The organism is Cedecea lapagei (genome assembly GCF_900635955.1).
GTDB lineage: Bacteria > Pseudomonadota > Gammaproteobacteria > Enterobacterales > Enterobacteriaceae > Cedecea > Cedecea lapagei.
In genome coordinates, this window is sequence record NZ_LR134201.1 from 3,925,424 (window position 1) to 3,938,633 (window position 13,210).

Below are 13,210 nucleotides of genomic sequence, written 5' to 3' on the forward strand. Positions count from 1 at the left end.
CTACCTCGCATGTCGCAGTCGTGGGTTGCACCAGATAGCCAGCAGGTCTGCCGCCGTATTCAGCAGGATATAGGTCCCGCCAAACAGCAGCCCACAGGCCTGTACTACCGGTAAATCGCGCTTGGTTACGGCATCCACCATCATCTGCCCGATGCCAGGGTAGACGAAGACAACCTCGACCAGAATGACGCCCACAACCAGATACGCCAGGTTAAAAGCAATCACGTTGATGATCGGCGCAAGCGCGTTTGGTAGCGCATGGCTCAGCACGATGCGCCAGCGGGAAAGCCCTTTTAGCAGCGCCGTTTCGATATAGCTGCTGGACATTACCGCCCCAACGGAGGCGCGAGTCATACGCAGCATATGCGCCAGCACCACCAGCACCAGCGTCAGCATCGGCAACGTGCAGGCATAGAGCCGCTCAAGCAGGCTGGCATCAGGGTCAACCAGCGCCAGGCTAGGGAACCAGGCCAGACGAATAGCAAAGAAGATCACCAGCACGTAGCCGACGAAGAACTCCGGCACCGAAATGCTCATCAGCGTCAGCGTATTCGCCAGGCGATCGAACCATGAGCCGCGCCATACCGCCGAGGCAATCCCCAGCACCACCGCTAACGGAATCGCAATCAGCGCGGCATAGACCGCGAGGAACAGCGTGTTTGCCAGGCGAGGCAGCAGCTCTGCGCCGATGGGCTGGTTATTGGCAAGCGAAGTCCCCAGGTCACCGTGCAGCACGCCGGACAGCCAGTGCAGGTAGCGATAAACTGCAGGCTGATCGAGACCAAGCTGCAGGCGCAGCGCGGCGATGGTTTCCGGCGTGCCGTTTTGGCCCAGGATGGCGCTGGCTACATCACCGGGTAACAGCTCGGTGCCGACAAAAATCAAGACCGATACCAGCCACAGCGTCAGCACGCCAAGCAATAAGCGATGAAGGATCTGTTTTTTCATTACGACTCCAGCCAGACGCGTTCAGCCAGACGGCCGCCCATGAAGTTGAACAGCGGGTGAGGTTTGACGCCGCCGACTTTTTTGCTGGTGGCATCAAGGTAGTCACCAAAAAGCGGGATCATGGCGCCGCCGTCATCGCGGGCAATGCTTTGCAGCTCGCCATAAATTTCCGCGCGCTTCTGCTCATCAAGCAGCGAGCGGGCCTGGATCAGCAGGCTGTCGAACTTGTCGTTCTTCCAGTGGGTATCGTTCCATTTCGCCGTGGACTGCCAGGCGGTAGAGAACATCTGATCCGCCGTTGGACGCCCGCCCCAGTAGCCCATGCTAAACGGCGCTTTCATCCAGACATCATCCCAGTAGCTGTCTGCCGGCTGACGTTTGATGTTGACCTGGATCCCGGCTGCGGCGGCTTCGCCCTGGAACAGGGCCGCAGCGTCCAGCGCCCCGGCAAAGGCGGCATCCGAAGAGGAGAGCTCAAGCGGCAGCGCGCTAAGCCCGGCTTTTTTCAGGAAGAACTTCGCCTTATCAGGATCGTAGGCGCGCTGCTCCAGGCTTTTATTGAAGAAGCGATCGGTTTTTGGGATCGGATGATCGTTGCCGAGCGTGCCGTAACCCCGAAGAACGGTAGCCAGCAATTTTTCACGATCGATGCCGTATTTAATGGCCGTTCGGACATCGTTGTTATTGAACGGGGCAACCCGACAGTCCATCAGGAAGGTAAAATGCTGCCCTCCGGCGGCGCGCACGATGTTCAGCGCCGGGTTGCGCTTCAGAAAATCAACGGTTTTAAAGTCAACACGGTTGATGGCGTGTACCTGACCGGAGATAAGGGCGTTGGTGCGTGCGGTAGCATCGTTGATCACCAGTACCTCAACGGCATCCACAAAGGCGCGGTTAGGTTTCCAGTAATTAGGGTTGCGTTTGAAGTAGGAGCGCACGCCAGGCTGATACTGGTCAAAGACGAAGCCGCCGGTACCAATAGGGTGTTTCCAGTCGGTGAATCCATCCGGCACCACCACCAGGTGATAGTCCGCCAGCAGGAACGGCAGGTCGGCGTTGCCGCTGTCCAGGGTCAGGGTAATTTCGTTATCGCCGCTCTTCTTCAGATCCTTAATGGCCGCCAGCTGAGTTTTAATGGCGCTGCGCGACTGGTCGCCGCGGTGCAGGTTAATGGAGTAGAGAATATCTTCGACGGTAAGCGCTTTGCCGTTGTGGAAGGTCACGCCCTGACGCACTTTAAATGTCCACTCCTGCGCACCAGGCTTCGCCTCCCAGCTTTCCAGCAGCTCCGGCGTAGCCTGGTTGTTCTCATCAATTTCCACCAGACCGTTCATCAGCATGTAAGCCTGATTAAGCGGGACCCAGTCGCTGAATAGCGTAGGATCCAGAGAATCGCTGGTATTGCCACCCGACATCCCCAGCTTCAGCACGCCGCCTTTTTTAGGTGCGGCTTCGGCGGCAAATCCCGCCAGCGGCGAAAGCGATAACGCGCTGCCCATCCCAATGATCGCCGCAGTATTGATAAATGAACGGCGGCTCATGTTCACGCCCTGCAGGTATTTTTTTACGTCTGAACGATCGTCTTTCATTTATTTTTCTCCGTTATTATTTGTTTGTCTGACCACCGGCCAGATGCCATAGCACATCTATTTATGATTTATATCAAAACAGCTAAACAGTGAGGCATGAGTTTTTCGTATCAGACTATGAAAAAAACGCGCAGCAGAGCCGCAACAAAAAAGATAATTTCCCGGTCATGGCGTCACACCAGGAAAGAAAATGTGGAACTGTATACCCTTGTCGGCTTAATTGGCGTCTTTTGTTACCTGCTGGCCTACGCGCTGGTTCAGATGCGAAGGATTTCAATAGATTCAAACAGCTATGCTTGTCTTAACATCGCAGGATGCGTCGGTGGCCTCTATTCATTGAGCCATGATTTTAATTTGGCATCGGTCATATCACAGTCAATGTGGTTGGTTTTCACGCTGGTAGGTATGCATACTTCTTATCGTCGGCGCGGAGCTATAAAAAATAAAATACCGCCCCTGGATTTAGAGACAATAAATAAACCAAAGGATTAAGTGGGTTTAAATTTTATTTTTCTTCATCTATATATAAGAAAAGGTTATGGCTAACTGCGTGGATAAATAATTTAGCGACAGCAACGATAATAAAATAATCGTCTTTTGGGATTAGCGTCTGGTTTCAGCTTATTCCGTCGGAGGCTGCCGCTGTAGCCAGGTCATGACGTGGCGAACAATCGGCTTCACATAGCGATCCTCAGGGATAAGCAGGAAGCATTTACTGGCGGCCGCCAGCTTTCCGGGGTGCGCCGCAACCAGTTCACCCCGATTAAGATAATCCTGCACCAGCCCTTCCCAGCCGAGTAATATCCCGTCTCCTCGCACCGCCGCCTCGACTAAAAACGGATAGTTATTGGCGCGCCAGGTCTGACGCGGCACAAAACTCAGGACGCTCTGCGAGGCAAACCAGTCGCGCCACCCCGTCCACTCCCGCTGCGGATCGTCCTGAATCAGCAGCGTCTGCTGCAGCAGCGCTTCTGCGGGTGCGCCAGAACCTATGCGCGACAGAAAACCAGGCGAGCACATCGGATAGCAGACCTCATCGAAGAGCGGCGTAGCGTGAAAGCCCACCGGGACCTCCCGCAGGTAAAAAATCGCCAGATCAAATTCCGATGAGCGCAGTTCGGAGAAGTTGTCGGTGATTTTCATCCGCACCTGCAAATCCGGCAGTTCACGATGTAGCGCCGTCAGTCGGGAGGACAGCCAAAGCGAACTCATCGCGCTGGTGCAGGCGATGGTTACCTGCGGCAGCCCCGTCCAGCCCATGACTTCCGCCGTGGCGTGAGACAATGCCGCCAGCTGCTGCCGCACGCGTTCGGCATAGGCTTCACCGCGCGGCGTGAGCAACACGCGCCGTTGGGTACGGGTAAAAAGCTTACAGCCCAGCATCTCCTCCAGCTGGAGGATCTGGCGGCTGGTGGCGCTTTGCGTCAGGTTGAGCTCTTCGGCAGCGCGAGAAATATTGCCGTAGCGGGCTACGCATTCGAAGGCGATAAGGGTATTCAGGGGCGGAAGTGGCTCAATCGGCATCAGGGAAGCCTTAAAAGGCAGCGGAACGGTCACCACACACTAATCAGGAAGGCAGAGGCAGACAAGCCTGATGCATCAGAAATACATCAGGCTTGTCATAAGGGTAACGCGTCAGCGCATACATTATGCGTCATCGCAGCGGATTATTTCCCCCACGGAATAATCGGCACCGCGCTGATGGCGTTTTTCGGCGAGCCCTCTACGACCCGATCAGAGTAGGCCAGGTAGGCCAGCGCGTTACGTTTAGCATCATAGAAACGCACGACCTGCAGCTTTTTAAACACCAACGAAGTGCGTTTCTGGAACACCACGTCACCCTCCGCTTTCCCGGCTTTGATTTTATCGCTCAGCTCGACCGGCCCTACCTGCTGGCAGGAGATTGCCGCATCAGAAGTGTCCTCAGCTAATCCAAGGCCGCCCTTGATACCACCGGTTTTTGCCCGGCTGATATAGCAGGTCACATTCTTGACGTCAGGATCGTCAAATGCCTCTACCACAATCTTATGATCGGGGCCGAGAACTTTGAACACCGTATCCACCGAACCAATCTGCTCCGCGTTCGCGCCGTAGCTGATAGCCAGAAGCGCACTGCAAAATGCTAAAGCTCTATATTTCATATTGTTACCATTGTTTAAAAATTACGCTCCGCGATTATTCAAAAGATGGATAAAAATCGTTGAATATCACATTATTAGCAAATTCTGCCTCCATAATCGGCAAATATGGCACAGCCTGTCAAAAAAAAACGGTGAATGCATAAAGTACAAAAATGCTATCATCCGCTACCTTAATAAACAGGCATTCGCTTGTATGGATGAGGATATTATATGGATCAGGCTGGGATCATTCGCGATCTGCTTAGCTGGCTGGAGGGCCACCTCGATCAGCCTCTTGCCCTTGATAATGTGGCGGCAAAGGCAGGTTATTCCAAGTGGCATTTACAACGGATGTTTAAAGAAGTTACCGGACACGCTATTGGAGCCTATATTCGCGCCCGCCGACTTTCTAAATCCGCCGTCGCCCTGCGTCTGACTGCGCGCCCCATTCTGGATATCGCGCTTCAGTACCGTTTTGACTCGCAGCAAACATTCACCCGCGCGTTTAAAAAACAGTTTGCTCAAACGCCTGCGCTATACCGCCGCGCCCCGGACTGGAGCGCATTTGGCATGCGTCCGCCGCTACGCCTCGGTGAATTTACGCCGCCGCAGGCGCACTTCATCACCCTGCCGGAAACACACCTGGTTGGCGTGACGCAAAGCTACAGCTGCACGCTGGAACAAATCTCTGACTTCCGTAATGAGATGCGCATCCAGTTCTGGACGCAGTTCCTGGGCAATTCACCGACGATCCCACGGGTGCTGTACGGCCTGCATGAGCCTCGCCCAAGCTCGGAAAAAGACGATGAGCAGGAAGTTTTCTACACCACGGCGCTCACGCCGGAGCTGGCCAACGGCTTCCTGCCTGACTCCCATCCGGTGGTGCTGGAGGGCGGCGACTATGTGCAGTTCAACTACGAAGGGCTGGGCACCGGGCTCCAGGACTTTATTCTGACGCTCTACGGCACCTGCATGCCATCGCTGAACCTGACCCGCCGTAAGGGCCAGGATATTGAACGTTTCTACCCTCAGGATGAGTCGCGGGATCAGGAGCTGCCGATGCAGATCCGCTGTGAATACCTGATCCCGGTACGCCGTTAACGCTGGATCTCATCCAGGGCAGGAGCATCAAGGTGCGAGATGTCTCCTGCCGTTTCAACCACCCACCCCGACGCCAGCCACGGGCTTTGCTGATAATCCACACGGGATATTGAACAGTTGCGCAGACGCAGGCGACGTTCAGCCCATGCGGGTAAACCGAGGATCGTGCTCACCAGCCCACCCAATGCCATACCGTGACTCACCAGCAAGGGTCTGCTTCCGGCCGGCAACTCCCGGCAGGCATTGAGCGCTTCATGCATGCGGTTGCTAAGCTCCAGCATGCTTTCGCCCTCGGGAATGCGGCCGTCCGGCGTACCATCCACCAGGCGGCGACGCCAGCCCTCTTCCTCTTCGGTCAGCGTGTCCATTTTGCGGCGTTCAAGCACGCCCATGTTGAGCTCACGCAGGCGAGCATCAAAGATAATCTCGCAGCCGCAGGCTTCGGCGATGATCTCCGCGGTGCGGCGAGTCCTGCCTAAATCGCTGCTGATAATGTGGGTGATGCCAAGGGTCCTCGCCCGTTCGGCCACTTGCCAGGCCTGGCGTTCTCCGTTTTCAGTCAGCGCGCTGTCTGACTGCCCCTGAATGCGGCGCTCCGCATTCCACTGCGTTTCGCCATGACGAACAAGGTATACCTGTAACATGCGTTTTTTCCGTTATACTCCGGTCACGAAATATCGAGAGTTCTGACTTATTATGAACCATGTCGTTGCTGCAACAACCAATCCCGCCAAAATTCAGGCGATTCTGCAGGCGTTTAGCGAGATTTATGGTGAAGGATCCTGCCATATTGAGCCTGTGGTCGTCGATAGTGGCGTGCCGGAACAGCCCTTCGGCAGCAAGGAAACGCGAACTGGCGCACGATGCAGGGTCGCCAATGCCCGGGAACTCAGGCCAGAGGCCGACTTTTGGGTCGCCATTGAGGCCGGAATCGACGAAGGCAGCACTTTCAGCTGGGTGGTGATCGAGACCCGCCAGCAGCGCGGAGAGGCCAGGTCGGCAACTCTGCCACTGCCGGAAGTTATTCTGCAGAAAGTCAACGCCGGAAACGCTCTGGGGCCGGTTATGTCTGACTATACGGGCATCGATAAGATTGGACGTAAAGAGGGTGCGATTGGCGTGTTCACCGCCGGAAAGCTCACGCGCAGCAGCGTCTATCATCAGGCGGTGATACTGGCATTAAGCCCTTTTCATAACGAGATTTATCGCCAGTAGCGCGGCTTAGCGAGCCGGGTTACTGCCCTGCAGAAGCTCTTTTTCAAGCCATGCCCGCAGCTCAGTCGGCGCCGCCTTCAGGCTGTTGGAGCCGCGGGTAATAGTAGCAATACCCGCGCCCAGCTCATTCTTCAGCTCGCGCTGGCTAAGCTCGCCGCGAAGCAACTCCTCAATGATCCGCACACGAGTTCCCAACGCAGTACGCTCATCCGGGGTTAACAACAGCGTCAGCAAAGGCAGATGAAGCTCCTGCCCAAAGGCTTGCTGCAACAGCCCCACAAAGCGGAGCCACTCTTTATTACTTTGCTCGGCCTGTTCCGCCGAATATTGAGAGAGCTGAGTCATGTCAGGCCACCATACTCTTTAACTAGTACGGCAGCATAACATACTCTCCGCGCAATCAATAACGCCGCTGCCACTCGCTGTCAGACAGGATTTTGTCAGGCTGCCCCATGAAGTAGCGGTAATAGGCGTCATAAGCCAGCACGTTTTTCACATAGCCGCGCGTCTCGGAGAACGGAATGCTTTCCACAAACGCGATAGCGTCAATCCGCCCCGCGCTGTTGCCAAGCCAGGTTCTCACTCGTCCCGGCCCCGCATTATAGGCGGCGGAAGCAAAGATACGGTTGCTCTCAAACTGCTGGAACACGTACTGCAGGTAGCTGGTGCCGATATTGATGTTGGTCTCAGGATCCAGCAGCTGCAGCGGACTGCTGTAGCCGGGAATGCTGAACATCTTCACGGTATGGGTGGCGGTTCCCGGCATGATCTGCATCAGGCCGCTTGCGCCCACAGGGGAACGCACCTTCGGGTTCCAGGCACTTTCCTGGCGGGCAATCGCCATCGCATAGCTTTGCGGCACGGTTTTGCCGCTGACGTAGCGGGCGAAGGTACCTTTATAAGCCAGCGGGAAACGCTCCTCCAGGTTATCCCAGAGCTTGCCGGCTATGGTTGCCTGCACGCTAAGATCCCACCAGTCCTGGTCAAAAGCGTAGCGCGCCAGTCCGGCCTGCTCCTGCCTGCTGCGGCTGGTCACCAGGTTTGCCCATTCGCTGCGCGCGGTGTTGTCCATATTCCAGTACATCAGCTCGCGGACTCGCGCCATTTCCGGCCCCTGCACCAAAGCCGGGTTCACGGGATCGGCTTTATCAACGCGCAGCGGATAGTCCTCCCCAAGCCGCTGTGCGGCAACCATTGGGTAGAAACCACGCTGCTGCATCAGAGTACGCAGGATCCCCTTTGCTTCATCATCACGTCCGCGCTCCAGCAGCAAATCTGCCTGCCAGTAGCGCCATTCATCTTTCTCTTTGGCTTCCATCGGCAGGCGTGCAAGCCAGGTATTCAGGCCGGAGCGGTCGCCGGCTCCCAACGCCATACGCACGCGACGTTCAATCAGCGAAGTGGACTGCGATCGCATGATGGCATCGTCACGCCAGCGGGCCTGCTCATCCGTCACGTCGCTGCCCATCAATCGCCAGGCCACCGCGTCACGCAACTCCTGCGCCTGCTCCTCGGTAAGCTTCTGCGCCTGAACCAGAGACGGGATCATCAGCCGGGCATTTTCCACATCCTGACGGGCTACGCTCGCAAAAGCGATAGCGGCGGCCTGTCGGGTGAAGTCCGTCGCGCCCACCGTATTGGCGAAAGTGAGCACCGTACTCGGGTTATTTTGCAGGCTTATCAACGCGCTGGAGATAGTCTGGTAGTCTGCAGGCATCTGATTAGCCAGCGAGGTTACCAGCGAGGTGTTCCCCTCTTTCATCGCCAGCCTGATGCGTTCGAGGTAAGCGAGCGGATCCTGCGTGCCTGAAGCTCGCCACGCGGAAAACAGCGCATCACAGCTCGACGGCTGGCTCTTGCCGGTAAGCCACAGCTCTTTTGCGCCAGCCCAGGCAGCCTCTGCCTGCCCGGTATTCCATTTGGCATAGTAGTAATTACATTTTGCTTCGTTAGTGGCAGGCGGTTCAGGGCTGAAGGCCAGCAGGCCTCGCCAGTCCTGACGTCTTGCCAGCTCGTTAACAAACCGGGAGCTTAACGTACGCGCCGGAGGCAACGTTGGATTAGCCTGAATAAACTGAGCCACCGCCACGGTCGGCTCGTTCATCAGATCGTCGGTTAACTGACGATATTCGAGGTAAGGATAAAGAGGATAGGTTTGCAGAGTGGGCATCAGCTGCTGCACCACGTCCATTTGTTTGTTATCCCAGGCCTGTTTAATTTGCGCGTAGCGGCTGCGCTGCTCATCGAGAGAATCCGCACGTACCGCGCCGTTTAACATCACCAGGCTAACGCCTGCGGCAAGCAACTGCCATGCGACTTGTTTGGCTTTTACCACACCTTCTCCTCATTATTTTCCTGACGGCATCATGCCTGCGCCGCAATAAGCGAATGCATTCATGCTAACCAGGGGAGTCGCAATACGCCATGTCCGGAAGGTATATTTTGGTCATTAAACGTATAAAGGCGCCCTGCCCGGCAGAACCACGATACCCCGCTGGGATTAGCCCCGGAAAACCGCTACACTTCGCCTTTGTTATGTACCATCTTACATCACGATAAAAGAGGCAAAGTCGCACTGTGGCTCAATTCGTTTATACCATGCATCGTGTCGGCAAAGTTGTCCCGCCGAAACGACATATTCTGAAAAATATTTCGCTCAGCTTCTTCCCTGGCGCCAAAATCGGCGTGCTGGGCCTGAACGGTGCCGGTAAATCCACCCTGCTGCGCATCATGGCCGGCATCGATACCGATATCGAAGGCGAAGCCCGTCCTCAGCCAGGCATCAAGATCGGCTACCTGCCGCAGGAACCTAAGCTGAACCCGGAGCACACCGTACGTGAGTCCGTAGAAGAAGCCGTTTCCGAAGTGGTTAACGCGCTGAAAGGCCTGGATGAAGTCTATGCCAAATACGCCGAGCCGGACGCGGACTTTGATAAGCTGGCCGCACAGCAAGGCAAGTATGAAGAGATAATCCAGGCGCACGACGGTCACAACCTGAACGTGCAGCTGGAGCGCGCCGCGGATGCCCTGCGTCTGCCAGACTGGGATGCAAAAATCGAGAAGCTGTCCGGGGGTGAACGCCGCCGTGTTGCGCTGTGCCGCCTGCTGCTGGAAAAACCAGATATGCTGCTGCTCGATGAGCCAACTAACCACCTGGATGCAGAATCCGTGGCATGGCTGGAACGCTTCCTGCACGACTTCGAGGGCACCGTTGTGGCGATTACCCACGACCGCTACTTCCTCGACAACGTCGCCGGCTGGATCCTGGAGCTCGACCGTGGGGAAGGTATTCCATGGGAAGGTAACTACTCTTCCTGGCTGGAGCAGAAAGATCAGCGTCTGGCGCAAGAAGCCTCAACGGAAGCCGCTCGCCGTAAATCCATTGAGAAAGAGCTGGAGTGGGTTCGTCAGGGCGCTAAAGGCCGTCAGTCTAAGGGCAAAGCCCGTCTGGCACGCTTCGAAGAGCTGAACAACACCGAATACCAGAAACGTAACGAAACCAACGAACTGTTTATTCCACCTGGCGCACGCCTCGGGGATAAAGTGGTTGAAGTTAACAACCTGCGTAAATCTTACGGCGACCGCCTGCTGATTGACGATCTGAGCTTCTCCGTACCGAAAGGGGCCATCGTCGGCATCATCGGTCCGAACGGCGCCGGTAAATCTACCCTGTTCCGCATGATGTCCGGTCAGGAGCAGCCTGACAGCGGCTCTATCACCCTGGGTGAGACCGTGAAGCTGGCCTCCGTTGACCAGTTCCGTGATGCCATGGACAACAGCAAAACCGTGTGGGAAGAAGTCTCCGGCGGCCAGGATATTATGCGTATCGGTAACACCGAGATGCCAAGCCGTGCTTACGTCGGCCGCTTTAACTTCAAAGGCGTTGACCAGGGCAAACGCGTAGGCGAGCTGTCCGGCGGTGAGCGCGGTCGTCTGCACCTGGCGAAGCTGCTGCAGGTTGGCGGTAACGTTCTGCTGCTCGATGAACCAACAAACGACCTGGATATCGAAACCCTGCGCGCGCTGGAAAACGCCCTGCTGGAGTTCCCGGGCTGCGCGATGGTTATCTCGCACGACCGCTGGTTCCTTGACCGTATCGCCACCCACATTCTGGATTACCAGGATGAAGGTAAAGTGGAGTTCTTCGAAGGTAACTTTACCGAATACGAAGAGTACAAGAAGCGTACCCTCGGCTCCGATGCTCTTGAGCCAAAACGCATCAAGTACAAACGCGTCACCAAGTAAATGCAAAAGGCACCTTCACGGTGCCTTTTTTATGGCTAGCCCCCGGTCAATGGGGGCTGTTTCTTAATTACAAATATCCACGATTATTCCAGGCCCGACTGAGGTTCCGTTCACTTCCAATTCGGTTTCACATGTCACCACCGCACCGGTGAACGTCCCAAGGGAGTCACCGTCACTCCCCTAAGAACCCGGACTCCGGCGAAATAAATCGACCGCTGAAGCGGCAGACCTCCGTTTTATCTCCCAGTCCTGGGTCAGCTGAGATGCGTTCCCGACGTCCGGCCCTTGGCCAGTCGGAGAGAAAACGGAGGCGATTTAAGCCGGAACCGGGCCTCGCTTTAAACTCGCAGCTTTGCGGGACAGAAAAATTGCTGCAAGACCCACAGCCACACCTTGGTCCCCGGCTCTCATCGCCCCCGGGGATGACCCAACTCAGGCGGGGTTGAGCTGTCGGGAACAGCGAAAGAGAGCGATCGTCGGGAACGAATCGCGAACGACCCCGAATGTTTGGGTGATAACCGGTGGGTTTACCGCTTCAGCGGCGATGAGCTCGCCGGGCGCCGGGGGTTGTCAGGGGGGATGGCGTAATGCCCCCTGACACGTTCACCGTCTCTGAACGTACAGGTGAAACAGATGTACGGGTGAACGGAACCAGAACCAGTCCTGCATAATCGCAGGGATTTGTGACTAATCGACGGCCCCAAATGAGAGCACAGAACTAAGGGCATCACCCTCAATTATTTATCGCTGCTCGCCCATCATCTCTTTCACCAGATCCACGCAGCGCAGGAAGCGCGAGTCATAGTCAGACTCTTCAACGTGAATAAAGTCGATGTTGTTCTCTTTGAGCATTTCCACCAGCAGGTTCTGGAACGATTTTCTGTCCACGTCGCTGCCGAGGCTGCGTAAACCGTCCGCCACCCACGGCGTATTGTTCTCCAGCAGGATCACCAGATCAAAGCGGTATTCGTCAATCAGCGCCTGCACGAAGGGATGTTCACGTCCTTCATACTTCTTGCAGAAGGCCTGAGTGGTGACAAAATCCGTGTCGATAAACGCCACTTTATTGGCGTACTTCACCGCAAAGTCGACGTACTGCGCGTGGCCGATAGCTATTTTGTCGTAGTCGGAATACTGCAGCGCCATTTCGTCACCGCCAAGGTGGGAGAAGACGTAGTCCCGCCCATACTCCCAGGCGCTGGTGGTGTTAAAGATGTTGGCGAGCTTGTTCACCATCCACGACTTACCACTCGACTCGCCGCCCAGTATCGCTACCGTACGCACGAAGAAGGGTTTGACCTCAGTAGGAATGTATTCCCAGTAGCGGAACGGGTTTTCGCGGATTTGCGTTCCGCTGATGTTCATAAAGGTACGCTGCGGGTCAATCACCACCGTTTCGATGCCGAGATGCTCGGTAAACTTCGCCGCATCCCCTTCTTCCGAGGTGTAGATCCGGTCCGGGGAAATGCCTTTGCTGTCCATAAACGCCTTAATGCCCCGGCTCCAGACATCCCAGCCGTGCGGATAAGGCTCCATCCCCTCCTCGTTGAAGGAGTGAATGCGTATGTTCTTCTGGTACTTAAAGGTTTGCAGCAGCCAGCGCAGGCGGTCACCGGTAGTGGGCTGCTGAGACATCGCGCTGTCGTCAAACAGCGCCCGGTCACGGGGCTCATCGTAGCCCATGATGATATGCAGCTCGTCTACCTGGCTACAGGCGCGCTGGATCAAATAGATATGGCCAGTATGCAGCGGATAAAACTTGCCGAACACCACGCCGACTTTCTTTTCGCGGCGCGGGAATTCCAGCCCCAGGAAGCGGTGAAGCGCTTCCAGCTTTTGCGCGCTGGGGCTTTTGATTTTCGCGTTCAGTAGCTGGCTCAGGTAGCCTTTAGTCATCCCGCTGGCATCCGCCACCTGCTGTAAAGTACAGCCCTGCTGACGAATAGCCGTTTTAATATAGTCGAATGACGACACGCGCTGCCTCCTGCCGGA

At 56.0% G+C, this 13,210-nt stretch carries 12 protein-coding genes; 4 read left to right on the forward strand and 8 right to left on the reverse strand.

The window, feature by feature from the left end; translation table 11 throughout:
- Together EL098_RS19070 and EL098_RS19075 are read right to left on the reverse strand one after the other, a co-directional pair.
- Window positions 1-948 carry an ABC transporter permease gene (locus tag EL098_RS19070; RefSeq protein ID WP_126357619.1) on the reverse strand — a complete coding sequence of 316 codons (948 nt, stop codon included), beginning with the start codon at window positions 946-948 and terminating at the stop codon, window positions 1-3.
- On the reverse strand, window positions 948-2,537 hold the full coding sequence (locus EL098_RS19075; RefSeq protein WP_126357620.1) for an ABC transporter substrate-binding protein: 1,590 nt from the start codon (window positions 2,535-2,537) through the stop codon (window positions 948-950). Before EL098_RS19075 ends, EL098_RS19070 begins: the two co-directional genes overlap by 1 nt.
- Window positions 2,538-2,729: 192 nt before the next feature.
- Here EL098_RS19075 and EL098_RS19080 point away from each other — a divergent pair, with 192 nt between their 5' ends.
- Window positions 2,730-3,029, forward strand: coding sequence for a CBU_0592 family membrane protein (locus EL098_RS19080; protein WP_126357621.1), 300 nt, complete (start codon window positions 2,730-2,732; stop codon window positions 3,027-3,029).
- A 129-nt stretch (window positions 3,030-3,158) separates the two neighbouring features.
- On the opposite strand, the gene EL098_RS19085 is transcribed toward EL098_RS19080, so the two are convergent.
- Together EL098_RS19085 and creA are read right to left on the reverse strand one after the other, a co-directional pair.
- Window positions 3,159-4,061 (reverse strand): LysR substrate-binding domain-containing protein, encoded by a 903-nt coding sequence (locus EL098_RS19085; RefSeq protein WP_126357622.1) that lies wholly within the window; start codon window positions 4,059-4,061, stop codon window positions 3,159-3,161.
- Window positions 4,062-4,204: 143 nt separating this feature from the next.
- On the reverse strand, window positions 4,205-4,678 hold the full coding sequence (creA, locus tag EL098_RS19090) for a protein CreA (RefSeq protein ID WP_126357623.1): 474 nt from the start codon (window positions 4,676-4,678) through the stop codon (window positions 4,205-4,207).
- Window positions 4,679-4,888: 210 nt separating this feature from the next.
- On the opposite strand from creA, the gene robA reads away from it, so the two are divergent.
- Entirely contained in the window at window positions 4,889-5,758 is an 870-nt protein-coding gene (gene robA, locus EL098_RS19095; protein ID WP_126357624.1) for an MDR efflux pump AcrAB transcriptional activator RobA, read from the forward strand.
- On the opposite strand, the gene gpmB is transcribed toward robA, so the two are convergent.
- Window positions 5,755-6,402: a 2,3-diphosphoglycerate-dependent phosphoglycerate mutase GpmB gene (gpmB, locus tag EL098_RS19100; protein WP_126357625.1), complete on the reverse strand. Its 648-nt coding sequence runs from the start codon at window positions 6,400-6,402 to the stop codon at window positions 5,755-5,757. The two genes, robA and gpmB, sit on opposite strands and share 4 nt — an antisense overlap.
- 52 nt (window positions 6,403-6,454) lie before the next feature.
- On the opposite strand from gpmB, the gene yjjX reads away from it, so the two are divergent.
- Window positions 6,455-6,973: an inosine/xanthosine triphosphatase gene (yjjX, locus tag EL098_RS19105; protein WP_126357626.1), complete on the forward strand. Its 519-nt coding sequence runs from the start codon at window positions 6,455-6,457 to the stop codon at window positions 6,971-6,973.
- Window positions 6,974-6,979: 6 nt separating this feature from the next.
- Here the strand turns inward: yjjX and trpR are convergent, their stop codons facing one another.
- Together trpR and sltY are read right to left on the reverse strand one after the other, a co-directional pair.
- Window positions 6,980-7,318, reverse strand: coding sequence for a trp operon repressor (gene trpR, locus EL098_RS19110; protein WP_126357627.1), 339 nt, complete (start codon window positions 7,316-7,318; stop codon window positions 6,980-6,982).
- Between the two features lie 55 nt (window positions 7,319-7,373).
- A complete protein-coding gene (gene sltY, locus EL098_RS19115; RefSeq protein WP_126357628.1) occupies window positions 7,374-9,308 on the reverse strand; it encodes a murein transglycosylase in 1,935 nt (644 codons plus the stop codon).
- A 242-nt stretch (window positions 9,309-9,550) separates the two neighbouring features.
- On the opposite strand from sltY, the gene ettA reads away from it, so the two are divergent.
- Window positions 9,551-11,218: an energy-dependent translational throttle protein EttA gene (gene ettA / locus EL098_RS19120; protein WP_008460109.1), complete on the forward strand. Its 1,668-nt coding sequence runs from the start codon at window positions 9,551-9,553 to the stop codon at window positions 11,216-11,218.
- 741 nt (window positions 11,219-11,959) lie between these two features.
- On the opposite strand, the gene nadR is transcribed toward ettA, so the two are convergent.
- The gene (gene nadR / locus EL098_RS19125) at window positions 11,960-13,192 is read right to left on the reverse strand and encodes a multifunctional transcriptional regulator/nicotinamide-nucleotide adenylyltransferase/ribosylnicotinamide kinase NadR (RefSeq protein WP_126357629.1); all 1,233 of its coding nucleotides are present in this window, start codon (window positions 13,190-13,192) and stop codon (window positions 11,960-11,962) included.
- Window positions 13,193-13,210 lie beyond the last annotated feature (18 nt).

What these genes read in the sequence shown, in the direction of transcription:
- robA (WP_126357624.1), top strand. Translation starts at nt 4,889, where the DNA reads ATGGATCAGGCTGGGATCATTCGCGATCTGCTTAGCTGGCTGGAGGGC.
- creA (WP_126357623.1), bottom strand. Translation starts at nt 4,678, where the DNA reads ATGAAATATAGAGCTTTAGCATTTTGCAGTGCGCTTCTGGCTATCAGC.
- EL098_RS19085 (WP_126357622.1), bottom strand. Translation starts at nt 4,061, where the DNA reads ATGCCGATTGAGCCACTTCCGCCCCTGAATACCCTTATCGCCTTCGAA.
- EL098_RS19075 (WP_126357620.1), bottom strand. Translation starts at nt 2,537, where the DNA reads ATGAAAGACGATCGTTCAGACGTAAAAAAATACCTGCAGGGCGTGAAC.
- trpR (WP_126357627.1), bottom strand. Translation starts at nt 7,318, where the DNA reads ATGACTCAGCTCTCTCAATATTCGGCGGAACAGGCCGAGCAAAGTAAT.
- EL098_RS19070 (WP_126357619.1), bottom strand. Translation starts at nt 948, where the DNA reads ATGAAAAAACAGATCCTTCATCGCTTATTGCTTGGCGTGCTGACGCTG.
- yjjX (WP_126357626.1), top strand. Translation starts at nt 6,455, where the DNA reads ATGAACCATGTCGTTGCTGCAACAACCAATCCCGCCAAAATTCAGGCG.
- gpmB (WP_126357625.1), bottom strand. Translation starts at nt 6,402, where the DNA reads ATGTTACAGGTATACCTTGTTCGTCATGGCGAAACGCAGTGGAATGCG.